The sequence below is a fragment of the Kitasatospora sp. UYEF31 genome (genome assembly GCF_057291755.1).
This window is the reverse complement of sequence record NZ_JBXAWK010000002.1, coordinates 23,670-47,107: the sequence shown is the minus strand read 5'-3', so window position 1 is coordinate 47,107 and position 23,438 is coordinate 23,670. Positions and strand designations below refer to the sequence as shown.

Sequence of the window (23,438 nt, the reverse complement as noted above, 5' to 3'; positions counted from 1 at the left end):
TAGGTTCGGGGCCGTCATGCTGTCCAAGATGCAAAAACGCTCAGGTTGATAGCTGTAAGCTATCGACTGTGCGAATTCATCAACTTGTCTACTTTGTGGCTGTTGCCGAAAGCCGCCACTTCACCCGGGCCGCCGAGGCCGCCCACGTCGCACAGCCGTCGCTGAGCAAGCAGATCAAGGTCCTCGAACACGAACTCGGCGCGGAGCTGTTCACCCGCGTCCGCGGCAACATCACCCTGACCCCGGCGGGGGAGCGGCTGCTCCCGGTCGCCCGCCGCATCCTCGCCGACGTCGACACGGCGAAGCTCGAAGTCGCCGAGCTGGTGGGGCTGCGCGCCGGACGGGTCCGGATCGGGGCCACGCCCTCACTGTCGGCCAGCCTCCTGGCCGAGGTGCTGTACGGCTTCCACGCCACCTATCCGGGCATCAAGTTGATCGTCGACGAGAACGGGTCCCGCGACCTCGTCCGGCGGCTCCTGCGCGGCGACCTCGACCTGGCGCTGATCGTCCTGCCGCCGCAGGGCACCGACGAAGCACTGACGTGCGAACCTCTGCTGACCGAGGACCTCGTCCTGGCGACCGACAAGCCGTCAACCGATGATCCGGTACGGATTTCAGACCTGCGCGGGCGACGGCTCGTCATGTTCCGGGAGGGCTACGACCTGCGCGAGACCACGATCCGCGCGTGCCGCGACGCCGGGTTCGAGCCGGAGTTCTCCGTCGAGGGCGGCGAGATGGACGCGGTGCTGCGGTTCGTCGAGACGGGCCTGGGCCCGGCGGTCGTGCCCAGCATGGTCCTGGCCGGGCGCCCCGGGCTGCACGGCACGGCGCTGGTGCCGCGCATGTCCCGCACGATCGCGCTCGCCCACCGCACCGACACGGCCCCCACGCACGCAGCCCGCGCGTTCGCCGAGGCGCTGCGCGGGCTGCTGGGGGATGCTGATGTTCTGCCGCCGGGGGTGGCGCGGGTCATTCCGGCCGGGGGTTAGTGGTCGCCGTGTCCGCCGCCCTGTTTGGCACCCTTCAACATGTACCAAGCTGCGACCGCGGCGGCGAGCAGCACCACCGCACCGGCACCCGAGGCGATCCGCAGACCGTCGAGGAACGACTGGTGCGCCATGTGCAGCACATTCGCCGCGACGTCCGGCTGGAGCCCGGCCACCGAGTCCTGCGCCGCTCCCAGGGACTCCCGGGCGGCGTGCGGTGTGCCCTCGGCCAGGTTCGACCGGTACACACCGGTCACCACCGAGCCGAGCAGGGCGATACCCAGCGCGGCGCCGAGCTCGTACGCGGTCTCGGACACGGCCGAGGCCGCACCGGCGTGTTCCTTCGGCGCGTTGCCCATGATCAGGTCGGCCGTGACGGTGAACGAGAAGCCCGCGCCGACGCCGACGAGCATGACCGACGTGCCGATCAGCAGGTACGGCGAGTCGATCTTCAACAGCGTCAGCAGCGCGAGCGCGACACCGATCGCGGCCAGACCGCCGGCCACCACGACCCGTGGCGACAGACGCCGCGCGGCGACACCCGCGAGCAGGCCGGACACGACAGCGCCGACGGCCGCGGGCAGTTCGGCCAGACCGGCCTCCAGGGGACTGCGGCCCTGCACGAGCTGCAGGAACTGCGACAGGAAGAACACCAGCCCGGACAGGCCCAGGATGGTCAGCAGGTCCGCGAGCACGGCCCCGGAAAAGGCGCTGTTCTTGAACAGCCGCATGTCGAGCAGCGGCGCCGGCAGGGTGAACTGCCGTCGCACGAACCAGTACAGCGCACCGGCACCGAGCAGACCGACGATGACCGCGTCCGGGCGCGCGCCGTGCGTGGCCGCCTCCTTGACGCCGTACACCAGGCCGACCATGCCGACCAGCGACAGTGCGGCGCTCAGCAGGTCCCACGGGCCGGGGTCGGGGTTCTTCGACTCGGGCAGCAGCTTGATGCCGACGAACACCAGGACGACCATCACCGGCAGGTTGATCAGGAAGACCGAACCCCACCAGAAGTGCTCAAGCAGGAAACCGCCGACGACCGGACCGACCGCCGCGCCACCCGTGGACATCGCGCCCCACACGCCGATGGCGAACGCGCGCTCCTTCGGGTCCGGGAAGATGTTCCGGATCAGCGCCAGGGTCGACGGCATCAGCGAAGCGCCGGCGACACCCATCAGCGCGCGGGCGACGATCAGCGTCTCGGCGTTGGGCGCGTACGCGGCGAGCAAGGACATCAGCCCGAACGCCACCGTGCCGAACAGCAGGAGTTTCTTACGGCCGATCCGGTCGCCCAGCGAACCGGCGGTGACCAGCAGGCCGGCGATGACGAACGAGTAGACGTCGCCGATCCACAGCAGTTGCGGACCTGACGGCTTCAGGTCCTGGCTCAGGAACGGCATGGCCAGGGCGAGCACGGTGGCGTCGATGGCGACCAGGAGCAGCGCGAGGGACAGCACACACAGGGCCAGCCAGCGGCCCTTCGCGCCCTTGTCCGCGGCTTCGGTTGTCGCGTTCTTATGGTCGGGGGTGTGTGCGGTAGGGGCGCTCATGAGGGGTCCCGGGTCAGAAATGTCGTACGGACGTTGGTCGCATTGGTGAGAAGCAAGAAGTTAATCAGTCAAGACTAGTCAAAATCTGTCTCGGAAGATCGGCGAAATTCCGACATGAGGCACAGTTCAGCCTCAGTGACTAGTCCTTGACTGGTCCTTCAGGAGGACGGGTGCCGCTGCGCTCCGCCGAGCAGGAGCTCGGCGACCGAGTGCGCGGACTCCCGGCGGGCCAGGCGGCCCTCCTGGGTTGCCCACCCGGCGGCGGCGATCAGGGCGAGCAGCGCTTCGGAGATCCACTGGCCGGAGAGGTCGACGCGCATCGTGCCCTCCTCCTGGCCGCGGCGGACGGTGGCGGCGATGCTGCGGTCCGCCTCGTCCCAGGCGTTGTCGATCTCCAGCGGCTCCCACAGGGAACTCTCCCCGTACAGGAAGCCGATGAAGTCGGCCTTGGGGATGAGCAGGTCGACCAGACGGCGCAGGCCGTCCGGCGCCGGACCGTCGTCGAGCCGGGCGTCGGCGACCGCTTCGGACACCAGCGCCATCGCCTGGGCCGCCATCGCCCGCACGAGGATGTCGCGGCCGGGGTAGAGCCGGTGCAGGGTCGCCCGGCTGATACCGGCGGCCTTGGCGATCTCGTCCATGGACGAGGTGGGCCGCCGTATGAGGAGGGCTGCCGCCTCTTGCAGGACATGGTCGCGATCGGTTGCCATGGGACGACTGTAACTCAGGTGAGACAGTATTGTCTCAAGTGATGCCGGATGGTCTCGGTAATGCCTCTTTGTCGACAGTGACTTGCGGACCGCCGTGACCTGACTGTCGATTTGTGGTCAGCGTCCCGTCCGGAAGTGCTTGACCTTCTCCAGGAAAAAGGCTTCCTTCGGTAGACCGGTCACCGCAGGTCTGCCCAGGGGATTCCATGACTGCTCCGTCCATCTCGCCACTGTTCGACCTCACCGGCCGCGTCGCCGTCATCACCGGCGGCAGCCGGGGCATCGGGCTGGCCGTCGCCCGCGGCTTCGCCGCCCACGGCGCGAAGGTCGTCATCGCATCGCGCAAGGCCGAGGCCTGCGAGGCGGCGGCCAAACTGATCACCGACGAGGGCGGCGAAGCCCTGGCCGTCCCCACCCACATGGGTGACCTTGAAGCGCTTCAACGACTCGTCGACACCACGGTCAGCCACTTCGGCGGCATCGACATCCTGGTCAACAACGCCGCGAACCCCCTCGCGCAGTCGCTCGGCGACTACACCGTCGAGGCGTACACCAAGTCCCTCGACGTCAACCTGCGCGGTCCCGTCTTCCTCACCCAGTACGCCCTGCCGCACCTCAAGCGCAGCGAGCACGCCTCGGTCATCAACGTCATCAGCGCCGCGGTGTTCAGCCAGGCGGGTTTCAACGCGCTCTACGCGATGGGCAAGGCCGCGCTGCTCCAGTTCACCCGCGGCTCGGCGAAGATCCTCGCCCCCGACGGCATCCGGGTGAACGCACTCGCCCCCGGCGCCGTCGACACCCTGATGGTCCGCAACAACACCCCCGACCAGATCGAATCCATGGAGCAGGCCTCACCCATGCGTCGGATGGCAGACCCCGCCGAGATGGTCGGCCCGGCCCTGCTGCTCGCCTCCGACGCGGGCAGCTACATCACCGGCCAGGCCCTGAGTCCGGACGGCGGCCTGACAGTCCACTGAACTGAGGCCGGCTCTCCTGGCCGCAGAAGACGAAGGCCGTTGCGTACGAGTTCACCCGTACGCAACGGCCTTCGTCTCTTCGGTGCTCAGATCACAGATCAGCCGGCCAGTCGAAACTCGACGGACCGGACAGCACCGCGTCCTTCGGACCGTAGACCAGCGTGATCTGGTCGTGCCGCAGCAACTCGATGTCCGCCGGGTTCCCCTTGCGGAGCTGACCGTTGACGTACGCCAGGAGGTAGTTCTTGTCGTCGGCGGTGTACGCGCCCACGTGCTGCTCGTCCAGCCGGACGTTCCACGTCGTGAACAGCTGGCTCAGGTAGTAGTGGCGGCCCAGCGTCGAACCCTCCACGTGCAGCACCCCCGAGTCGTCGTGGGTGTGCAGGTCGGCGAGCAGCTTTGTCTTCGGGTCGATGCCGATGTCCGCCGGGACCTTCAGCCACACATCGTTGGCGATGATCGTCAGATGGGTGTGGAAGTGCACCTTCATGCCTTCCATCCGCGCCACCTCCAGGCCCACGGTCTTCGCGCGCTCGGCGGTGTCGGACGGCACCAGCCACGGCGGAGCCCCGACCGGCGACGTCGTGTCGCTGTAGGTCGGGACCACCTCCGGTGTCGCACTGGTGCTCGCGTTCGCGGCGGCCGGAACCTCAGGACCGTGCGCCGACGCGGCCGACGGCACAAACGCCGTCAGCGCGATCGCGGCCACGGCGGCACCGGCCGCGACCACGGCCCGGGTAGCGGTGGCCCCCAGCCGAGGCCGCACCGCGACGGCCGGGGTGGAGCCGGTCAGGGGCAGATCCTGGTGATGCGTCACGTCGTACGTACTCCTCGATCGGGGACACCGCAGAGCCCGCGTACGGGCAGGGGACGAAGGAGCGCTATCCCCCACAACCACCTGTCCCGAATCATTGACGGGTCCAAGCGGATGAACGATCACCCGCCGAATCGGTTACCCCACCAGGAGCCGCAAAGCCGCCGCAAACACGAAGTCCCCCGGTCGGCTCAGCGACCGGGGGACCCCGTTCCTTCGATGTGCGCGGGTCAGGCGACGCGTGCCCCCAGCACACTGGCCAGGAGGTCGTCCAGACCCACCAGGCCCAGGAGGTCACCGTCCGCGCCGTGGACCAGCGCCAACGACGCTTTCTTGTCCCGCAGCGCCGCGACGGCGAACTGGATCGACGCGTCCACCTGCACGGTCACCAGCGGCACCGCCAGTTCCCCGGCGGTGCAGTCGGTGCGGCCCTGGGCCCGCATGCGGAGCAGCTCACGTACGTGCAGCACTCCGGTCAGCTCACCGTCCGCGCCGCGGACGAGGAGCCGGTTGCGGCCGTGCCTGCGTGACGTCGCCACGATCTCGTCGGGACCGGCGGACGCCGCCACCGCGTCGATCCGGTCCGTCGGCACCACAAGGCGCGCGAGCGGCTCGGTGTGCGTCCGCAACGTCGCCGTCAGCACGTCGTGCCGGGTCGAGTCGATCAGCCCGAGACGCCGGGACTCGCCCACGAGCCGCCGCAGACCGTCCGCGTCCGTGGGGTGGCTGAGCTCGTCCTTCGGCTCGATGTGGAACCGCCGCAGGATGGCGTTGCTGAACGCGTTCATCGCGACCAGCAACGGCCGGACGACCTTTGTGAACGCCCGGAACGGACCGGCCAGGATCATCGCAGCCCGCTCGGGACCCGCGATGGCCCAGGACTTCGGTGCCATCTCGCCGACCACCATGTGCAGCAGCACGATGACGGTCAGCGCGATGCCGAACGCCACCACGTGCCCCGCAGACGTCGGCATCCCGACCGCCTTGAACAACGGATCGAGCATCGCCGCGAACGCGGGCTCGGACACGACACCCAGGCCCAGTGAACAGATGGTGATGCCGAGTTGGGCACCCGCGAGCATCAGCGACAGCTCACGGACGCCCTTGAGCGCGGACACCGCTCCCCGCCGACGCTCGGCCACAGCCTGTTCGAGCCGGTGACGGCGCGCGGCGACGAGCGCGAACTCCGACGCCACGAAGAACGCGTTGCCGGCCAGGAGGAGCACGGTCAGGGCCAGGGCGGGGCCGAGGCCGATCACCGCTTCGGAGGCGAGTACGACATTGCCGGAGGTCATGCGGACACCTCCGTACGGTCGGCCGTCACGTCGTGCGGGCCCTGGACGTGGGGCCTGACGCGTACCAGCTCGGGCACGTGCCGCTCCACGGTCAGGACCTCGATCTCGATGTAGGTGGCGCCTTCGCCGACTGCTTCGGCCGGGTTGTCCGGGTCGGGCACGAACACCCGGTCACCGACCTGCGGCAACCGGCCCAGGCGGGCTATGACAAGACCGCCGAGGGTGTCGTAGGGGCCGTCGGGCAGTTCGATGCCGACGATGCGCTCGACCTCGTCGATGCGCAGCACCGCGTCGAGCTTCCACCAGCCGTCGACCATGGAGACGTCCGCGAGGAAGTCGTCGGTGTCGGACTCGTCGGTGATCTCACCGACCAGCTCTTCGGCGACGTCCTCGTACGTGACGATCCCGGCGAGGCCGCCGTGCTCGTCGAGGACCACCGCGAACTCCTCGTCCGCGGCCCGCATCTGCTCAAGGAGACCCGCCATCCCGGCGGCGTCGGGGACCAGGAGGGCCTGCCGGACCAGTGAGTCCACCCGTACGAGGGGGGCCTTCTCCGGGGTGACCGTCAGCAGGTCGGCGACGCCGACCACACCGATGATGTCGTCCACCCGTTCGCCGACCACCGGGTAGTGGGTGTGCCCGTGCTCGCCGACCAGGTCGATCAGTTCGGCCACGGTCGTCCCGGCGCGCACCCACACCACGTCGGGGCGGGGGACCATCACCTGGTCGACCGTGAGGTCACCGAAGGCGATGGCGCGGTGCAGTATGTCGGAGAGTTCGAGGGAGAGGTCACCCTCACGCCCCGCCTCGTCCACGATGTGGGTCAGCTCCTCGGCGGTGGCACCGCCGTGCAGTTCCTCGATCGGCTCGATGCCCAGAGCCCGCACAAGACGGTTCGCCAGGGAATCGAACATCCTGATCACCGGACCGGCGATCTTCAGGTACAGGAGCGTGGAGCGGCTCAGGAGGACGGCCACCTGCTCGGGGGAGGCGATGCCCCAGTTCTTGGGGACCAGCTCGCCCAGCACCATCTGGATGAGGGTGGCGAGGACAAATCCGAGCACCAGGGCGGTGACCGAGACGGCACCGTCCGGCACGCCGGCTCCGGAGAGCAGGGGCTCGATCACCGCGGCCAGTGCCGGTTTGGCGATGAAGCCGACCAGCAGAGCGGTGATGGTGATGCCCAGTTGGGCACCCGACAGCATGAACGACAGGCGTTCAGTGACCTGTACGGCCCGGCCCGCGGCCTTGTCGCCGGATTCTGCACGGCGGCGGAGGTCGGATCGGTCGGCGGCGACGTACGCGAACTCCTGCGCGACGAAGAAGCCGGTTCCGAAGGTCAGGACTATAACGGCAAAGATTCCCAGGGCTGCGTTCACGGCGCTCCCTCTCGAACGGCGCTGCGGACGTCACAGGCTCGAGAGGGGCCGGTACTGGGAGGGTCCGTCGCTGCGGCGGACACACTCACTCCTTCGGATAAATACGGGGTCGGACAGAGCGTTGAACGTATCACCGACCCCGCATGTTCCCCATGTGAGGCGGTGTACGCCACAGGTCTCGCGGCGGGAGTGTCCACACCTCGTGTGTCGCCGTTCCGCCGATCGACTATGCGACCGGCGCGGGTCGGGAGCGGGGGAAGGCCCGGGTCGGGCGCGGGGTCGGGCCTGGGCTCGGGCCTGGGCTCGGGCGCGGCGTACCGGTCCGGGGTCGGGTCCGCGCGGGGCCTCGAACACTTGAAGCCCTTGGCGTGGAGACGGCCTTGTGACAACCTGTGCCGCTGGAAACACGCAGTGCGTCCGGACCGTTGTTCGACAAACGGACGGCGCTGGCCTCGCGGCCGAGGGGGGCGCGGGCTGTCGCCGGTACGGATGTACGGAGCCGGCGACGGTTGGGGCGCCAAACCTCCGATTGAGAAGAATTTCATCCGTGTGGGTGACTCCGGGTGCGGTGTGGGCAAGGAGGATGGAGTCCGTCGCGCTACGGCACGCCACGGGTGCGCAGGGTGATCCGCCAGGGGTGTGTGTAACGAAACAGGCCTTTACCGCAGTCGTACACAGAGTCAGGGAACCTGAACGCTATGGGTGGAGTCGGACAGGGTGAGGGCGCCGGGACCGCCCGCGTGGAAACGAGTCCCGCAGCCCGCCCGAACTCTGAGGAGAGCATGATCAGCACTTTGGACGGGATCGACGAGTACGCGATACTCCTCGCCGCCCTCAAGGCCTACGACATCACCGGTGTCCGGCCCGAGGACCTGCACCGCTTCCGCGACTCCGGGACGATGCCCGACGGCATCCCGCCGGCCGTCGTCCGCCGCGCCCAGGAGATCGTCGAAGAGGAACGGGCCCGGTTGCTGAAGCTCACGAGGTCAGAGTCCTAAGGGATCCAACGGTTTCAAAGGCTTCGAAGGCTTAAAGACGGGTGTACGGATTTCAAGTCCGCGTCGGCCCGCCCGATCCGTTCGGTCTGTTGAGCCCGCGCCGGGGCCCGGGGCCACGGGTGAAGCGCTCGGTACGGTGTCCGGCAGGCGGCAGCCCCGTCACTACCACGTGGCTGGACTATCGACGGTCTCTCCCGTGTCCCTGCGGGGGCTCCGGCTTTCCAGCTCATCGACGGAGTGCTTGTGATGCTGTACCCGTGATTGCTCCTTTCCGCAGCTTCCGGCGGCGAGGATCAGCGCACTGTACGGCCGCAAACCGACGATGCTGTGATTGGAATCCAGCCGACTCCGACTTCGTCGGGACCTGAAATCTGACACTTTGTCATGAGAGCTTCCGTGTACGGCAGTTCATTTCATCGATCCCGGGTTGGGTGGCGCGGGAAATTCCCGCTCGCATACGGAACGGGTATTCGCATTCAGCTGGATCGGCTGGTTCCCGTTGGATATGGTGATCGCCGCGACAAAAACCCGTGGGGGGTCACCAGCACGTCGTACAACTACCCGGGCGCTCCTGCGCCCCAGATGGCCGCGCCCTGGTACAGCAAACAGGGTTGGATCATCGCGCTGCTGGTCCTTTTTCCGCCGGTGGGCATCATTCTCCTGTACCGCTTCGGTTCGTGGCGCGGGCGCATCCGTCATGTAATCGCCGCAGCTTCGGCCGCACTGATGATCATCGCTCTGGTCGGCAACGCTGCGAAGGGCGAGGACAAGAAGACCGAACCGACGGCGGCTGTTCCGAGCGACAAGGCCGCTTCGCCCTCACCTTCGGTTTCGCAATCGGCTGCGGCCACCGCGACTGCGACGCCGGTTCAGATGGTCGCGACCAAAGACCTTCCCGACTTCGCGGGCCGGGAACTGCAGGGGGTTCAGGACGCCGCGCAGGCAGCGGGGTTCGTCAATCTCGGCAGTCACGATGTGAGCGGGCAGGGTCGTTCGCAGGTGTGGGACCGGAACTGGAAGGTCTGCGGTCAGGAACCCGGTGCCGGGCCTGCTGATCCGAGCGGCAAGGTCGAATTCGGCACGGTGAAGATGGATGAGACCTGCCCCGGAGCCGCGCCGGCGCCGGATACCGCCACGACGGCTCCGCCGGTGGTGGCGCCTCCGACGACGAGCGCCCCAGCGCCGCCGCGGGAGACGGTGGTCGAACAGCCTCCTGTGGCTGCAAAGAAGACGGAACCCGTGAGCGTGTACTACGCGAACTGTGCTGCGGCGAAGGCGGCTGGCGCGGCTCCGATGAAGGTCGGCGAGCCCGGGTACCGGCCGGCACTCGACCGTGACAAGGACGGAATCGCCTGCGACAAGAAGGGGGAGGGTTATTGAGGAAAGGGCTCCGGATGACCAGCCCTCATCTCTCCAGGAAGCCTGGCCCGGACCGCACTTGGGGGTGTGGTCTGGTCCGCGAGCCGGGCCTTGAGGTCAAAAGACAGACGGAGTGGTGGCGGTTCCGGTGTGCGTGAAGGTTTTCCACCGGAACCGCCGTGCGTGCAGCACCTCCCGGCAGTGATGCGTGGGCGTTGGGGGAAGCCACGGATCCGGCAGTGCCGGGGAGTGCAGGCCGGGGTCGGTTGGAGGGGACTCGCGCGGGTGACCGGGCGTCAGGCTCCGTCGTCCGTACGGCCTTCGACTCTGGCCATGACTTAAGTACACCCCTGCTGGGGGAGCGCAACCAGGACACAGGATCACGGATTTCGCTGATCCTATGTCCGGTTTCTTGATCCTATGTCCGGTTTGGACCTCCAAAAATCGGCCCGCGTCCTCAAAGCGGACACCGCAGGGACGTGGAGAGGACGCATCGTCGGGACACCCCTCCGACCTCGGGAAATTGCCCCTCCCGCAGTCCTTGCCCGAGCAACTACGGTCAGGTCGGAGGACCCGGGCAGGGGGTGGCAGACCAATGGCGGACCGCAACAGCGCACTGATCACAGCACGCCGCGACCTGGGCTACAGCCAGGAGGAACTGGCGGAGCAGTTGTCTACCGACCCGCGTACGGTCCGGCGCTGGGAGTCCGCGACGCCTGCGCGGCCCCGCGCCTACCAAGTGGCCGCGCTGGAGCAGCTGTTCGGCAGGCCGCTCGTGGAACTGGGCTTCCCCGCGCCGACTGAACCCGCTGACCCCGCCGTACACGGCCCGTTCAAGACCTCCACGCGACCCGCGTCCACGGATACCGTCGATACCAACGACGGCCCTTGGAGGGGACTCGACGTGGCGAACACACCTGTGCTCGACGGCGCCGCGCTCACCGCGCACGCCCGCACCTGGCTCGGCGAAGAACCCGGAGCAGCCCCGGCGTTCACCGGGCGCACCCGACTCATCGACATCCGCACCGTCGACACGCTCGACCGCGGGATCATCAGGCTCCGGCGGCTGGACGACGCGGTCGGCGGCGGGGGAGCCCTGTCCGCGGCCGTCGCGAAGTTCAACGAGGTCAGCGGCTGGCTCGACACCGCCGCCTACGACACCCGCACCGGGCGGCGACTGCACGCCGCTCTGGGACAGCTCGGGCAGCTCGCGGGGTGGCTGTCCTTCGACAACGGGCAGCAGGGCGCGGCCCAGACGTACTACCTCGCCGGGCTCGCCGCCGCGGAGGAGGCCGGCGACCGGGTCCTCGGGTCGCACATCCTGACGTTCCTCGGCTTCCAGGAACTGTGGATCGGCCGCCCCGCGCAGGGCCTGACGCTCGTTCAGGCCGCCGAGCGGGGCGCGCCGCAGGCCCCGCACGCGGTCCGGGCCATCCGGCTCAACATCACCGCGCGGCTGTACGCGGCGGTCGGCGACACCAGGGCCTGCCTGCGCGCACTCGACGAGGCGGACGCCGAACTGGCCCGCTCCCACCCCGGCCAGGAGCCCGAATGGGCGTACTGGATCACCCCCGGCGAACTCGCCCTGGGCGCCGGGCACGCCCTGTCCGAACTGGGCCGCGCCGACGCCGCCCGGCCGCGCTTCGAACAGGGCCTGGCCGAAGCCGACCACGACGGCGCGCTGCGCATGCGGGTGCTGTACGGGTTCATGCTGGCCGAGGCGTACGCCAAGGCCGGTGAGACGGACGCCGCAGTGGACATCGGCGGCGAGGCCATGGACATGCTGGCCATGGTCGACAGCGATCGCGTACGGGTGCAGGCGCGGGCGGCCGCCAGGGCACTGGCGGGCGGCGCGCAGTCCTCGGCCGTGGAGTCCTTCGCGGAACGGGTGCGGGCGTCGCTCCACCGCGACTGAGCGGTGGGGCCCGGGGACGACGGGCCCCACCACCCCGCTTCAGCGTCCGACGGCCTGCCACAGCGCGATCATCACCGACGTGAACGCGATGAGCGCGAGCACTGGAGGCAGCGGCAGCCGGGACCGCTCCAGCGTCTCCAGCCGCGATTTGTGGTCGGAGACCGCCAGTTCGACCTGGTCCGCGCGTTGCACCAGGAGCGCGAGATGGCCGTCGGCCTTCTCGAACCCGAGGTCCACCACCCGCTGCCGTTCGGCGAGTTCAAGCTCCACTTCGGGGGCGATGTCCGGACCTGAGGGGTTGTTCCGCAGAGCCGTACCCGGGGGAGTGCCGCAACTGTCGGCCGGGCCGGCCCACCAGTCCAGAACCGTGTGCCGGAGGAACAGTGCGCATTTGATCAGTCCGGGGAGGGTCACGACGACACCGAGGATCCCCCAGAACAGCCTGCGGCCGAGCGGATCCGGCACCGGGTTTCTCCTGAGAATTGATGGATGGGGTGAGTTGATACGCGTCACCAGAACCTTTGCTGTCGGGGTTCGTCGCCCGGCTGCGGGTCGCAGCCGCCGCCGTGGTCTCTGATCCACTCACGGATCTGTTTGGGGAGGTCGTCGGGCAGCTCCCTGATCGTCTCGGCGCTTGCGGTCCAGTCGAGGAACTCGCCGAGTACGTAGGCGACTTGCCGCGCGACGTCCAGTTGCCCCCAACCCCAGCCGACGAGCAGACAGGACGGCCGGTGCGTGATGTCCCACCGGCAGCCAGGGAACGGGCGGGTGAGGTAGAGGCCGGGGGTGAGGGTGGCGACGGCTTCGACGATGCGGGTGCCGTCGTCGAGGCCGTCCTTTCCGTACGGCACGTGGAAGGACAGGCGGTTGCCGAAGACGCTTGTGGTCATGCGGCTTCGCCGCCGGCGGGCTCTCCGGTCGCCGGCGGCCTGGGCAGGATGCCGAGACTGTGGGCGATGCCCACCGCGTGCGCCCGGTCCGTCGCCTGGAGGCGGCGGAAGATCCTGGCGAGGTAGGTCTTCACCGTCTGCGTGCTGACGTGGAGTTCCCCGGCGATCGCCGCGTTCTGGAGGCCGTGTGCCGCCGCGTCGAGGATCTGGACCTCCCGGAACGTCAGCACGGGGGCGTGCGGCGTGCGGGTGGCGCCCTGTGCGGGGATCCGCTGCAGGTCGGGGATGGTCCGGCAGACGGCCTGGGCGAGGACGTACGCGTGCTGGTGGCTGATCGGCATGCGGTTGCGGTCGGCCGCCGCGGCGATGGCTTCGGCCAGCCGCGTGATGAGGCTGACGGGGCGGCCCGGCAGCGTACGCGGCGGTAGGGGTTCACGTGCCGGGCTGTAGGTGACGTTCACAGTCACGCTCCTCGGGGAGAGGTCCGGTCGGCGTCCGGGAAGTCGGTGGAGCCGGCGTCGGGGAGGTCGTCGACCTCGAAGATTGACTTCAAAGCTAGTACCGGAACACCCCATCGTCTAGCAGAATCTAAAAGAAGATGCTAGAAAATAGGAGATCAAATACCAGAATCTAGTGGAGCTGTATGCTAGTTTCCTCTATTTCCTAGCTGTTTCCGTCGGTGACTGGGAGACTGTCCGCATGGTTACGCCTGTCCCGGACAGCACCGCACGTCAGCGCCTCGGCGACCGCGTCGCCGCGCGCCGCAGCGTGCTCGGCCTGTCCAAGGACGAGGCCGCCCGCCGGGCCGGGATCACCAACGTCACCTGGACCCGGATCGAAAAGGGCGAGAACGTACGGGACGCCAAGCTCGCGTCGGTCGAAGCGGTCCTCGGCTGGGAGTCCGGGGCGGCCCGGGCCGCCCTGCTCGGTACGGATCCTGCGGTGGCCGCCGCCGCGCCGCAGCTTGTCAAGGAGCTGCCCGGCGTCTCCCTGTGGGCGCCCGGCGTGACCGAGGAGGTCGAGCGGGCCGTCCAGGACGCCGTCATCGGCGCGCTGCCGCAGGCGACGGGTGCCGACATCCGCGAGATCCAGCGCCGCGCCGTCGAAGAGCTGCGCCGCCGGGGTGTGCTGCCGGGCGAGTGAGGACGCGGCCAGTAACTGATGGTCCGTCACGGCAAAGAATCCACAATCAGCGGAAACCAGACGGCTCCTGTGTCACCATCAGGACAGTACTTGGGGGTTCTTCGTCCGTTTCAGGAGGAGAACCAAATGCCCGCTGAGGCCACGCCCCACGGGAACATCGCGGATCTCGGTCCGCTGCACATCAGCTGGTCCGGTGTTGTGGACGGCGTCCGGTTCTGCCTGCTGACGCCCCGTGTCCTGACGGACGAAGATGTGCGCCGCGTCGCTGTCGAGGCCATCCGTACGATGCCTGACGGTTTTGACTGCCGCGCGTCGTGCACCGGATGCCCGCTCGCGGACTTCCCGTGACCGCTGTCGTTGTGAACCCGTCCGCCTGTGGCTCCTGTCGTGCCTGTGGACCGTACGGGACTGCGTTGATTATTGACAGCATGTTGCTTATTTGACAGCATGCTGCATATGGAGACTCCGAAGGGCACGATGAAGACGGTCTACACAGCGGTCTACGACACCCTGGCCGACTGGGAGGTCGGGCACACGGTCGCGCACCTCAACTCGCCGCAGTTCCAGCACCGTCCGGGCCGGTTCCAGGTGCGGACGGTCGGCCTGACGGGCGAGCCGGTGACGACGATGGGTGGCGTACGGATCACTCCCGACATCGCGCTGGCCGGTCTGCGCCCGGAGGGCGCGGCGCTGCTGATCCTCCCCGGCGCGCAACGGTGGGACACCGGCGACGACTTGGCCCCTTTCGCACAGGCCGCCGGGAAGTTCCTCGACGCGGGGGTCCCGGTCGCCGCGATCTGCGGAGCCACCGCGGGGCTCGCCCGTGCGGGGCTGCTCGACGGGCGTGACCACACCGGCGCCGTGGCCGAATACCTCGCGGCCACCGGTTACAAGGGCCGCGACCACTACATCGAGGCCGACGCGGTCACCGGCGACAACGTGATCACCGCCGGGCCGACCGAACCCGTCGCCTTCGCCCGCGAGATCTTCGCCCGGCTCGACCTCTACACCCCCGAGGTCCTCGACGCCTGGTTCCGGCTGTTCGCGCACTCCGACGCCAGCGCGTTCCCCGTACTCATGGCGGCCGGCGCGTGAAGTCCGGCGAGTTCATGTCCACCACGGCCTTTGCCGTCTTCCGGCTCAACGGCCAGTTCTCCGAGGCGGGCGACCGCCTGGCCAGGACCGTCGGGCTGACCAACGCGTGGTGGCAGGTCCTGGGCGCGGTCCTGCCCGGACCGCTCCCCGTCCCGGCCATCGCCCGCGCGGTCGGGAACACCCGGCAGAGTGTGCAGCGGATCGCGGACCTGCTGGTGGACAAGGGCCTCGCCGAGTACACACCCAACCCAGCGCACCGGACGGCGAAGCTTCTGCGGGCCACGGAGATAGGCCGTGATTCGGTACGGGGGATCTCGCCGGCCCACGCGGAACTCGCCGGGCGCCTTGCCGACGAGCTCGGCGCGGAGGTGTTCGCGGAGACGCTCCGGGTCCTGGAGCGGCTGTCGGCGGCGATGGAAGCGGCTATGGGAGCGACGCTGGAGGACTGAGTCGCGCCCGTGGGCGGCACTCGGCCGCGCCCCGGCCGCGGGCCGTGAGGGGCCTCGCGTTTTCCGGACAGTGGATTTAGGGTTTTTCTACGCCGCCAACTCTACGTTCAGGTGCTCATCCTCGACTTCTTGAGGAGTCTTGTATCCGAGCGCGCCCGGTCGCTTCTCGCGCGGGGGTCTGTCCGAAATATTGTGTTTTGCTGCTACGTGGTTCGTTCAGCCGGGCACTGTGCCCCGGCTAGGAAGAATCACGTGGTAGGGAACTCCTGATACTTCTTGGCCTTCCCACGCAACGTCGCCGGGGCCAGGACCGCCTCCTCAGCGATCCGCGCGACCGTCCACAACTCCGGAGCTTTCACCAAGGCGCCCCGTCAGAGCCAGTTCTTCCGCTTGAACACGAAGTAAAGACTCCCGCACACCATCGCCATCATCCCCACGGCCAGCAGGTATCCGTACCGCCAGTGCAACTCCGGCATCGCGTCGAAGTTCATCCCGTAGATCGTCCCGACCAGCGTCGGCGCGAACAGAATAGCGGCCCACGAGGAGATTTTCTTGATCTCCTCGTTCTGCGTGAACCCGGCCTCCGTCAGCCGCTTCATCTCCTCGTTCTGCGCCTGCGTGACCAGCGTGGCGTTGACCGCGAGGATGTCCTGGAGCATCTGCCGGTGCCCGTCCACCCGCTCCACCACCGTGGTCGCGTGGTCCGCGACGTCGCGGAGGTAGCGCTGGAGCTCCTCGTCGACCTTGTATTTGTCGAAGCCGGCGGCCAGCGAGGACAGGATGCCCATCACCAGCGGCCTGGTCGCCCGCTGGAAGTCGATGACCTCGCGGGACAGCTCGTAAATACGGCGCGACACGTGCGGGTCGCCGCGGAAGACTTCGGTCTCGATCTCGTCGATGTCGTTCTGCAGACCCGCGACGACGGGCGCGTAGCCGTCGACCACGGCGTCGAGGATGGCGTAGAGGACCGCTTCGGGGCCCTGCGCGAGCAGCTCGGGGTCGTCCTCAAGACGACGGCGCACGGAGGTCAGGTCCGGCGATTCGGAGTGCCGGACGGTCAGCACGAAGTCGGGGCCGACAAAGACGTGCAGCTCGCCGAAGTCGACTTCCTCCAGGTCGTCGAGGTAGCGGGCGGCCCGCAGCACCGCGAACAGCGTGTCGCCGTAGCGTTCCAGCTTCGGCCGCTGGTGCGCGACGATCGCGTCCTCCACGGCCAGCTCGTGCAGGTCGAACGCGTCGGCCGCGGCCTGCAGCTGGGCGTCGGTGGGCCGGTACAGGCCGATCCACGCCATCGACCTGGGCGTGTCGCGCAGCTGCCGGAACGTCTGCGACAGCGTCGTGGGGGAGGCCACCCGGTGCCCGTCCACGTACAGTCCGGCGTCGATCAGGCTGTGCTCGACGGGCGGCGGCGCCGGGTCGTGGTCGGGGTCCATCGCCTCCTCGGGCGCGATGGGGCGCCCCGCGCGGGCGATCCCGGCCTTCGGCACCACGGGGGAAGGAGGCTCGGCAGGCGTCGCTGGGGCGTGGCGCTTGCGGGGGACCCGCAGCGTACGGCGGTGCCGTTCGGTCATGGACGTTCGCTCCCCGGGGGTGAGGCGGCTCGGGCGGCCTTCCGCGAAGGCCGTCCGACATGCGAGAGGGGCCGTCCGGCCAGAGGCCTGGCGGACCCGGCCGGACACCGCTCCCCGCATTCTCTCTCGATCATGCGGTACCGGCAGGTTATCGCTTTAGCCCGATTTGCCGGGGAGTGGGGCCGCCCAGGCTCCGAGTGCGGCGCCGATCCTGGATGAATACCGCGTCGATACCGCTTCGATGCTGCGTCGGTCATGTACAAAACGCCCCTTAACGATCTCTGGAGGGGACTTTTGTACATGATCGACACGAACAGTCAGCCCTCGAACGGTCAGCCCTCGAACGGTCAGCCCTCGAACGGACCCCGCCCCATCTGGTCCCGCACGGACACCACCGGCGGGTTGACCAGGCCCCGGCGCTGCCAGTTCGCCCCGTCGACCACCATTGTGTGCCCGGAGATGAACCGGCCGTACGGGGACGCGAGGAACGTCGCGGCCCACCCGAGCTCGCGCGGGCGGCCCACCCGCAGTGCCGGCTGGCAGCCGTCCTTGTCGTGCGGGACGGAGGCCAGGTTGCCTTTGATGTCCGCCGTCATGTCCTCGTGCGGGAACAGGCCGGGGACCAGCCCGTTCACCTGGATGCCGTACGGGCCCCACTCCACGGCGAGGGTCTCCACCATGTTCTTGACCCCGGCCTTGGCCGCCGCGCTGTGCGCGAAGCCGGGGCCGCCGGTCCAGGCGTACGAGGCGCCGATGTTGATGATCGAGCCCGGTGTCCCGGCGGCCAGGTGCCTGCGGGCGAACTCGCGGGCGCAGAAGTATGTGCCGTTGAGTGTGATGTCGACGACCGTGCGCCAGGCGTTGGGCGACATGTCCTCGGCCGGGACGGGGAAGTTCGCCGCCGCGTTGTTGACCAGGACGTCCGGCAGCCCGAAGGCCTCCACCGCCTGGTCGAACGCCGCCGCGATCTGGTCGGGCTCGCGGATGTCGCAGGTGACCGTGCGCACCCGGCCGCCCAGGCCGGTCAGCCCCTCGACCGCGGCCTTGAGGTGGTCCTCCTTGCGGCTGGCCACCACGATGTCCGCGCCCAGGCGGGCGAACTCACCCGCTATCGCCTTGCCCAGGCCCGTACCGCCGCCCGTGATGAAGACGGTCTTCCCGTCGTACGTCCCGGCGGGCAGCGCCGAAGAACCGAGTGCCGGAGGCTCGGGGAGTCCGCGAATCTGATCATCTGTCATGCCGTCATATCTACCAACGGCGGAGGGAGAACGACAGTGATGTCGGCAACGTCTCAGGCGACGGGCACCGCGGGTGGGTCCGAGTCCGTGGCCGTCGCCGGGTTCGGGTTCGGGTCCGTGGGCGGTCGGCTCCGGCGGTGAGCTTTCAGGCCACCGTCGTCATCGGCCCCCGGAACACCCTGCGGTAAGCCTGCGGCGTGGTCCCGCGGCGCTTCATGAAGTGGTGCCGCAGCGTGGCCGCGCTGCCGAACCCGGACCGCTCGGCGATCGTGTCCACGCTCAGTGTGGTCTCCTCCAGGAGCTCCTGCGCGAACAGCACCCGCCTGGCGGTCAGCCAGTCGTACGGGGTCGTGCCCGTCTCCTGCTGGAACTTCCGGGCGAACGTGCGCGGCGACACCATCGTGTGCTCCGCCATCTGCTCGACCGTGAGGTCGCGGTCCAGGTGCTTGTCCATCCACGTCATGGTCTCCTGCAACGCGCACTCGCCCGGGACGGTGAACGGCCGGTCGATGAACTGCGCCTGCCCGCCCTCGCGGTGCGGCGGCACGACCATGCGGCGGGCGATGGTGTTGGCGACCTTGGTGCCGTGCTCACGGCGGACGAGGTAGAGGCACGCGTCGATGCCCGACGCGGTGCCGGCGCTGGTGATGACGCCCCTGTCCTCCACGTACAGGACGTCGGGCTCGACGATCGCCTTCGGGTACGTCGCGGCGAGGTCGTCCGAACAGCGCCAGTGGGTCGTGCAGCGGCGGCCGTCGAGCAGGCCCGCCTCGCCGAGCGTGAACGCGCCGTTGCAGACACTCAGGACCCACGCGCCGCGGTCGACGGCCGCGCGCAGGGCCTCTTTGAGCGCGTCGGGGACGTTGCTGCCGTGGATTCCGCGGTCGCAGGACGCCGGGATACAGACGAGGTCCGCCTCCGCCGCGCGCTCCAGGCCGTACTCCGTATTGAGCGTGAAACCGACATTGGCGCGCACCGGCCCGGGTTTGAGACCGACGACGGCGAAGTCGTACACCGGGCAGCCCTGGTCGGACCGGTCGATGCCGAACACCTCGCAGGCCACGCCGAGTTCGAAGGGGTGGACACCGTCCTGGGCGATGACGACAACGTTTTTCAGCATGTCTGCCAGCATGCCACATATTGGCAGGATGTTGAAGGTTTCCGGCAGTCCTGCCACTCGTCGGTCATCCCGTACCGGGCCATCCTTAAGGCATGACAGCAATCGCGCTCATCCTCGCAGCACTGACCGCCCTCGCCTTCTTCATCGCCACCGGCCGGGTCTACGACAGCACGGACGGCAGGGACTGGCAGCCCACGAACTTCCCCCGGACAGACGAAGGGCAGGGCGCAGAGGACTCCTCCGCACCCCGCCGCTCCAACGCTTCCGCCGACTACGTGATCGTCGCGTGACCTGTCCGGACCGCCCCGCCCTCCAGGGCTATCCGGACACGACCGCCCGGATGCTCTCCTTGAGCGAGCCCATCGTCGCCAGCACGGCGGTGGGCTCGTATCCACAGTGCGCCATGCAGTTGTCGCAGCGCGGGTCGTTGCCCCGGCCGTAGTCCTCCCACGTGGTGTCCTCGAGCAGTTCCTTGTACGACTGCACGTAGCCGTCGCCCATGAGGTAGCACGGCTGCTGCCAGCCCAGGAGTGAGTACGACGGGATCGCCCACGGGGTGCACTCGAAGTCGCGCTTGCCCTCCAGGAAGTCCAGGAACAGTGCCGAGTGATTGAGCCGCCAGTGCTTGCGGCGACCCTCGGCGAACGCGTCCTTGAACAGCTTCCTGGTCTGCTCCACCCCCAGGAACCGGTTCTGCACCGGCGCCTTCTCGTACGCGTAACCCGGGGAGATCTGGATCCGGTCCACCTTCAGCTCGTCGTTGAGGTAGTCGAGCACCTCGCGGACGTTCTCAGGGGAGTCCGTGTTGAAGAACGTGGAGTTCGTGTAGACCTGGAACCCGGCGGCCTTGGCCATCTTGATGGCCGCCACGGCCTGCACGAAGACGCCGTCCTTGTCGACCGCCTGGTCGTGCTTCTCCTGTAGGCCGTCGATGTGGACCATCCACGCGAAGTTCTTGTTCGGCTTGAACCGGTGCAGGTGCTTGGGCAGCAGCACCGCGTTCGTGCAGACGATGACGAACTTCTTGCGCCGCAGCAGCTCGTCGACGATCTGGTCGATCTGCTTGTGCATCAAAGGCTCGCCGCCGGCCAGCGAGACCATCGGCGCGCCGCACTCCTCCACGGCCGCCACGGCCTGCTCGACCGACATGCGCTTCTTCAGCACCTCGTGCGTCTGCTGGATCTTCCCGCAGCCGCCGCACGCGAGGTTGCAGGCGTAGAGCGGCTCGACCTCGACGATCATCGCGAACTTGTCGACGCGCTTGATCTTCTGCTTGATGAGATGTGTACCGATCTTCACGGCCAGATTGAACGGCAGACCCATGACGCCGCGCCTTCCTCGTGTCACCCCGTCGCTGGGGCTGCCGGTGCCTCATGTCCCACGTGGCGTCCCCTGCTGCCCAACGGCGCTGTCAAATTGAACATACAGCCTGTATGTCACGAAGGCCCTCATGCGTGCCAAGCTGTGACCAGCGTGTTCCGAGGCCGCGATTGTTGTGTGGTTTCCGCGCCGTAAACCGGTTGGCTGAAGGAGTCGCATGGCGGGTGGCCGGAAAACACAGGACGTGGCCGGAACGCGGGAGGCGCTGCTGTCCGCCGCGCGGGCGCTGTTCGCGGCGCAGGGTTATGCGGCGACCGGCACCGAGGAGATCGTGGCCAGGGCGCAGGTGACCCGCGGCGCGCTCTACCACCACTTCCGCGACAAGGCCGAGCTCTTCCGCACGGTCATGGAAGCGGTCGCCGGCGAGGCCGCCGCGACGCTCGTCGACCACGAGCTCAAGCACGCGCAGGAGCACCCCGACGAGTCCTGGGACCAACTCCGGCACGGGCTCCAGTCGTTCCTCGACGTGTGCACGTCGGGGGAGTTCCAGCGGATCGTCCTCATAGACGGTCCTGCCGTCCTCGGCAGCGGCTCGTGGGACGCACTGGTGGGCGAGCACGGTACGGGCCTGCTCGGCGAGTGGCTCCGCAAGTCGATGGCGGGCGGCGAGATCGACGATCTGCCGGTCGCGCCGCTGGCCGGGGTCATCACCGCGATGATCTCCGAGGCGAGCCTCTACACCGCCCGCGCGCAGGACCCGGTGACGGCCCGCGAAGAAGTGGGTCTGGTCGTGGACCGGGTGCTGGCCGGGTTGCGCAAGGGCTGAGGGTGGTCGACGGGTGCCGGCGGGCGGAATCCGCCCGCCGGCACCCGCCCGTTCTCAGGAGTCCCGGCGTACGGCGTCCTCGACCAGCGCGGGCTTGAACACCTTGCCGATGTCCGTCACCGGCAGCGCGTCGATCACATAGACGTCCTTCGGGATCGCCGCCGGTTCGACGGCGTGCGCTGCGGCCCAGGCCGTCAGGGCCTCGGGAGCCACAGGCTGACGTACCGTCACGAAAGCCACCGGCACCTCACCTGAATGCACGTCAGGACGGCCGACCACCGCCGCGCCGGTCACGTCCGGGTGCAGCAGCAGCGACTCCTCCACCGGACGCGGGTCGATGTTGTGGCCGCCCCGGATGATCAGGTCCTTCGCCCGGCCGGTCAGGTACACGTACCCGTCCGCGTCGACCTTCCCGAGGTCCCCGGTGACCAGCCAGCCGTCGAACACCTTCCCCGCCGGGTCGGGCACGGGACCGTCGGGGGTGTCCGTGAGATAACCCGGGAAGACATTCGGGCCCTTGACCGCGATGACCCCGGGCTCACCGGTCTCACATTCCGTCAAAGGCGTCTCGTACGCGTCGACAGTCATCGCCTTGACCTGCTGGTACGCCAGCCGGAGACCCACACTCCCGGGCCGCGGCGCGAACGCGGGCATCGACGAGGTCGCACATGTGCCCTCCGTCAGGCCGTAGCCCTCCAGCATCGGCTTGCCCGACGACGCTTCGAACCCTTCCTGTACGGATTTCGGCAAGGGCGCGGCACCGCAGACCCCCGCCTTCAACGACGAGATGTCCACGCCTTCCGGCACCGGCGGGAGCGACCCGTACAGCGTCGGGACACCGGAGAACGCAGTCACGCGGTAGTGGCTGACGATCCGCCAGAAGTCCGCCATCAGAAGCTTGTCGCGGTAGCCGTCGGGACCGAGCGACACCACCGTGCCGCCGTGCAGGAACGGGCTCAGGCCCGTCACGTACACCGCGTTCGCGTGGAACATCGGCAGCCCGGACAGGGGAGTCGCGCCCTCCTCCAGATACGCGCCGGTCAGACCGCACGCCCAGGCCATGTACACCGCGTTCGCGTGGGTGTGCGGAGCGACCTTCGGAGCGCCGGTCGTGCCGCCGGTGTGGAAGTACGCGGCGATGTCAGCCGGGCCGGGGCGGTACGGGGACACCAGCGCGCCGGCGGGTTCTGCGGCGGCGAGCACGTGGAAGTCACCCGTGGTCACGTTGAGGTCAGTGGCCCCGGGCGGGCCGCCGACCGTCAGCAGCGCCCGCAGCCGCGGCAGCCTGGGAGCAAGCCGTACGGCCTTCTCCCACAGCCCGGGACGCAGTCCCGGGCCGGGGACGAGCAGGATCTCGGCCCGCGTCAGGTTCAGGATGTCGGCCAGGTGCTCCGCGGCCAGCATCGGGTTGACCGGGTTCGCGACGCCGACCGCCTCCGCGCCGAGCAGCGCGGTGTACGAGGCGATCGTGTTCGGCAGCATCAGAGCCACCGTGCCGCGCTCCGACAACCCCAGACGGGTGAACAGGTTCGCCGCCTGGTGCACCTGCGCCGCGAGTTCACCGTACGAGACGGTCTCCTCCCCGGTCCACGGGGCGGAGCCGCCGCGCAGCATCCGCAACGCGGGACGGTCGCCGAACAGGACGGCCGAGCGGGTGACCAGTTCATAGGTGCTCGACGGCAGCCCGCGCTCGGACAGCGGCACCGCCTCGATCGCGGGGACGTCCTCAGGGAGCAACTGGACAGGGCGGGGGCCGAGCGTGTGCGGAGCTGGGGCGGTCGTCAACGGAACACCTTTCACACG

General features: G+C 68.7%; 24 protein-coding genes. 11 read left to right on the top strand and 13 right to left on the bottom strand.

The features are described from left to right. The first annotated feature begins 68 nt into the window (after positions 1-68). Positions 69-989, top strand: a complete 921-nt coding sequence (locus tag AC0Z36_RS01245; protein ID WP_485460722.1) for a LysR family transcriptional regulator — start codon at positions 69-71, stop codon at positions 987-989. Here the strand turns inward: AC0Z36_RS01245 and AC0Z36_RS01240 are convergent. Together AC0Z36_RS01240 and AC0Z36_RS01235 are read right to left on the bottom strand one after the other, a co-directional pair. Continuing rightward, entirely contained in the window at positions 986-2,536 is a 1,551-nt protein-coding gene (locus tag AC0Z36_RS01240) for a DHA2 family efflux MFS transporter permease subunit (RefSeq protein ID WP_485460721.1), read from the bottom strand. The genes AC0Z36_RS01245 and AC0Z36_RS01240 overlap by 4 nt on opposite strands. Positions 2,537-2,694: 158 nt before the next feature. After that, positions 2,695-3,246 (bottom strand): TetR/AcrR family transcriptional regulator, encoded by a 552-nt coding sequence (locus AC0Z36_RS01235; protein ID WP_485460720.1) that lies wholly within the window; start codon positions 3,244-3,246, stop codon positions 2,695-2,697. A 206-nt stretch (positions 3,247-3,452) separates the two neighbouring features. Between AC0Z36_RS01235 and AC0Z36_RS01230 the strand changes: the two genes are divergently transcribed. Beyond that, a complete protein-coding gene (locus tag AC0Z36_RS01230; RefSeq protein WP_485460719.1) occupies positions 3,453-4,223 on the top strand; it encodes an SDR family NAD(P)-dependent oxidoreductase in 771 nt (256 codons plus the stop codon). A 91-nt stretch (positions 4,224-4,314) separates the two neighbouring features. Here the strand turns inward: AC0Z36_RS01230 and AC0Z36_RS01225 are convergent, their stop codons facing one another. The 3 genes from AC0Z36_RS01225 to AC0Z36_RS01215 form a co-directional block, all read right to left on the bottom strand. Further along, positions 4,315-5,040 carry a hypothetical protein gene (locus AC0Z36_RS01225; protein WP_485460718.1) on the bottom strand — a complete coding sequence of 242 codons (726 nt, stop codon included), beginning with the start codon at positions 5,038-5,040 and terminating at the stop codon, positions 4,315-4,317. 227 nt (positions 5,041-5,267) lie between these two features. Continuing rightward, positions 5,268-6,332: a CNNM domain-containing protein gene (locus tag AC0Z36_RS01220; RefSeq protein WP_485460717.1), complete on the bottom strand. Its 1,065-nt coding sequence runs from the start codon at positions 6,330-6,332 to the stop codon at positions 5,268-5,270. Further along, entirely contained in the window at positions 6,329-7,711 is a 1,383-nt protein-coding gene (locus AC0Z36_RS01215; RefSeq protein ID WP_485460716.1) for a hemolysin family protein, read from the bottom strand. Before AC0Z36_RS01215 ends, AC0Z36_RS01220 begins: the two co-directional genes overlap by 4 nt. Before the next feature lie 782 nt (positions 7,712-8,493). On the opposite strand from AC0Z36_RS01215, the gene AC0Z36_RS01210 reads away from it, so the two are divergent. From AC0Z36_RS01210 to AC0Z36_RS01200, 3 genes are all read left to right on the top strand, one after another. Then, entirely contained in the window at positions 8,494-8,709 is a 216-nt protein-coding gene (locus AC0Z36_RS01210) for a hypothetical protein (RefSeq protein WP_485460715.1), read from the top strand. A 582-nt stretch (positions 8,710-9,291) separates the two neighbouring features. Further along, entirely contained in the window at positions 9,292-10,089 is a 798-nt protein-coding gene (locus AC0Z36_RS01205; RefSeq protein ID WP_485460714.1) for an excalibur calcium-binding domain-containing protein, read from the top strand. A gap of 574 nt (positions 10,090-10,663) precedes the next feature. Continuing rightward, complete coding sequence (locus AC0Z36_RS01200; protein ID WP_485460713.1) at positions 10,664-11,983, top strand: helix-turn-helix domain-containing protein; 1,320 nt, start codon at positions 10,664-10,666, stop codon at positions 11,981-11,983. Between the two features lie 39 nt (positions 11,984-12,022). On the opposite strand, the gene AC0Z36_RS01195 is transcribed toward AC0Z36_RS01200, so the two are convergent. Genes AC0Z36_RS01195 through AC0Z36_RS01185 form a run of 3 tightly spaced genes read right to left on the bottom strand, consistent with a single transcriptional unit; the run spans position 12,023 to position 13,334 of the window. Beyond that, on the bottom strand, positions 12,023-12,448 hold the full coding sequence (locus tag AC0Z36_RS01195; RefSeq protein ID WP_485460712.1) for a hypothetical protein: 426 nt from the start codon (positions 12,446-12,448) through the stop codon (positions 12,023-12,025). 44 nt (positions 12,449-12,492) lie between these two features. Next, positions 12,493-12,873: a hypothetical protein gene (locus AC0Z36_RS01190; RefSeq protein WP_485460711.1), complete on the bottom strand. Its 381-nt coding sequence runs from the start codon at positions 12,871-12,873 to the stop codon at positions 12,493-12,495. After that, the gene (locus tag AC0Z36_RS01185; RefSeq protein WP_485460710.1) at positions 12,870-13,334 is read right to left on the bottom strand and encodes a response regulator transcription factor; all 465 of its coding nucleotides are present in this window, start codon (positions 13,332-13,334) and stop codon (positions 12,870-12,872) included. Before AC0Z36_RS01185 ends, AC0Z36_RS01190 begins: the two co-directional genes overlap by 4 nt. A 238-nt stretch (positions 13,335-13,572) precedes the next feature. Between AC0Z36_RS01185 and AC0Z36_RS01180 the strand changes: the two genes are divergently transcribed. From AC0Z36_RS01180 to AC0Z36_RS01165, 4 genes are all read left to right on the top strand, one after another. Then, positions 13,573-14,016 (top strand): helix-turn-helix domain-containing protein, encoded by a 444-nt coding sequence (locus AC0Z36_RS01180; protein ID WP_485460709.1) that lies wholly within the window; start codon positions 13,573-13,575, stop codon positions 14,014-14,016. Positions 14,017-14,142: 126 nt separating this feature from the next. After that, positions 14,143-14,364: a hypothetical protein gene (locus AC0Z36_RS01175; RefSeq protein WP_485460708.1), complete on the top strand. Its 222-nt coding sequence runs from the start codon at positions 14,143-14,145 to the stop codon at positions 14,362-14,364. A gap of 108 nt (positions 14,365-14,472) precedes the next feature. Continuing rightward, complete coding sequence (locus AC0Z36_RS01170; RefSeq protein WP_485460707.1) at positions 14,473-15,111, top strand: type 1 glutamine amidotransferase family protein; 639 nt, start codon at positions 14,473-14,475, stop codon at positions 15,109-15,111. A 14-nt stretch (positions 15,112-15,125) separates the two neighbouring features. After that, positions 15,126-15,560, top strand: coding sequence for a MarR family winged helix-turn-helix transcriptional regulator (locus AC0Z36_RS01165; protein ID WP_485460843.1), 435 nt, complete (start codon positions 15,126-15,128; stop codon positions 15,558-15,560). A gap of 371 nt (positions 15,561-15,931) precedes the next feature. On the opposite strand, the gene AC0Z36_RS01160 is transcribed toward AC0Z36_RS01165, so the two are convergent. The 3 genes from AC0Z36_RS01160 to AC0Z36_RS01150 form a co-directional block, all read right to left on the bottom strand. Then, positions 15,932-17,131 carry a magnesium and cobalt transport protein CorA gene (locus tag AC0Z36_RS01160; protein WP_485460706.1) on the bottom strand — a complete coding sequence of 400 codons (1,200 nt, stop codon included), beginning with the start codon at positions 17,129-17,131 and terminating at the stop codon, positions 15,932-15,934. A 347-nt stretch (positions 17,132-17,478) separates the two neighbouring features. Beyond that, positions 17,479-18,369, bottom strand: coding sequence for an SDR family oxidoreductase (locus AC0Z36_RS01155; protein ID WP_485460705.1), 891 nt, complete (start codon positions 18,367-18,369; stop codon positions 17,479-17,481). A 145-nt stretch (positions 18,370-18,514) separates the two neighbouring features. After that, positions 18,515-19,489 (bottom strand): GlxA family transcriptional regulator, encoded by a 975-nt coding sequence (locus AC0Z36_RS01150; protein ID WP_485460704.1) that lies wholly within the window; start codon positions 19,487-19,489, stop codon positions 18,515-18,517. 92 nt (positions 19,490-19,581) lie between these two features. Between AC0Z36_RS01150 and AC0Z36_RS01145 the strand changes: the two genes are divergently transcribed. Then, positions 19,582-19,779, top strand: a complete 198-nt coding sequence (locus AC0Z36_RS01145) for a hypothetical protein (protein WP_485460703.1) — start codon at positions 19,582-19,584, stop codon at positions 19,777-19,779. Positions 19,780-19,807: 28 nt separating this feature from the next. On the opposite strand, the gene hpnH is transcribed toward AC0Z36_RS01145, so the two are convergent. After that, positions 19,808-20,812 carry an adenosyl-hopene transferase HpnH gene (gene hpnH / locus AC0Z36_RS01140; RefSeq protein ID WP_485460702.1) on the bottom strand — a complete coding sequence of 335 codons (1,005 nt, stop codon included), beginning with the start codon at positions 20,810-20,812 and terminating at the stop codon, positions 19,808-19,810. Between the two features lie 214 nt (positions 20,813-21,026). Between hpnH and AC0Z36_RS01135 the strand changes: the two genes are divergently transcribed. Next, complete coding sequence (locus AC0Z36_RS01135) at positions 21,027-21,635, top strand: TetR/AcrR family transcriptional regulator (RefSeq protein ID WP_485460701.1); 609 nt, start codon at positions 21,027-21,029, stop codon at positions 21,633-21,635. Positions 21,636-21,689: 54 nt separating this feature from the next. On the opposite strand, the gene AC0Z36_RS01130 is transcribed toward AC0Z36_RS01135, so the two are convergent. Then, the gene (locus tag AC0Z36_RS01130) at positions 21,690-23,420 is read right to left on the bottom strand and encodes an acyl-CoA synthetase (protein WP_485460700.1); all 1,731 of its coding nucleotides are present in this window, start codon (positions 23,418-23,420) and stop codon (positions 21,690-21,692) included. Between the last annotated feature and the right edge of the window lie 18 nt (positions 23,421-23,438).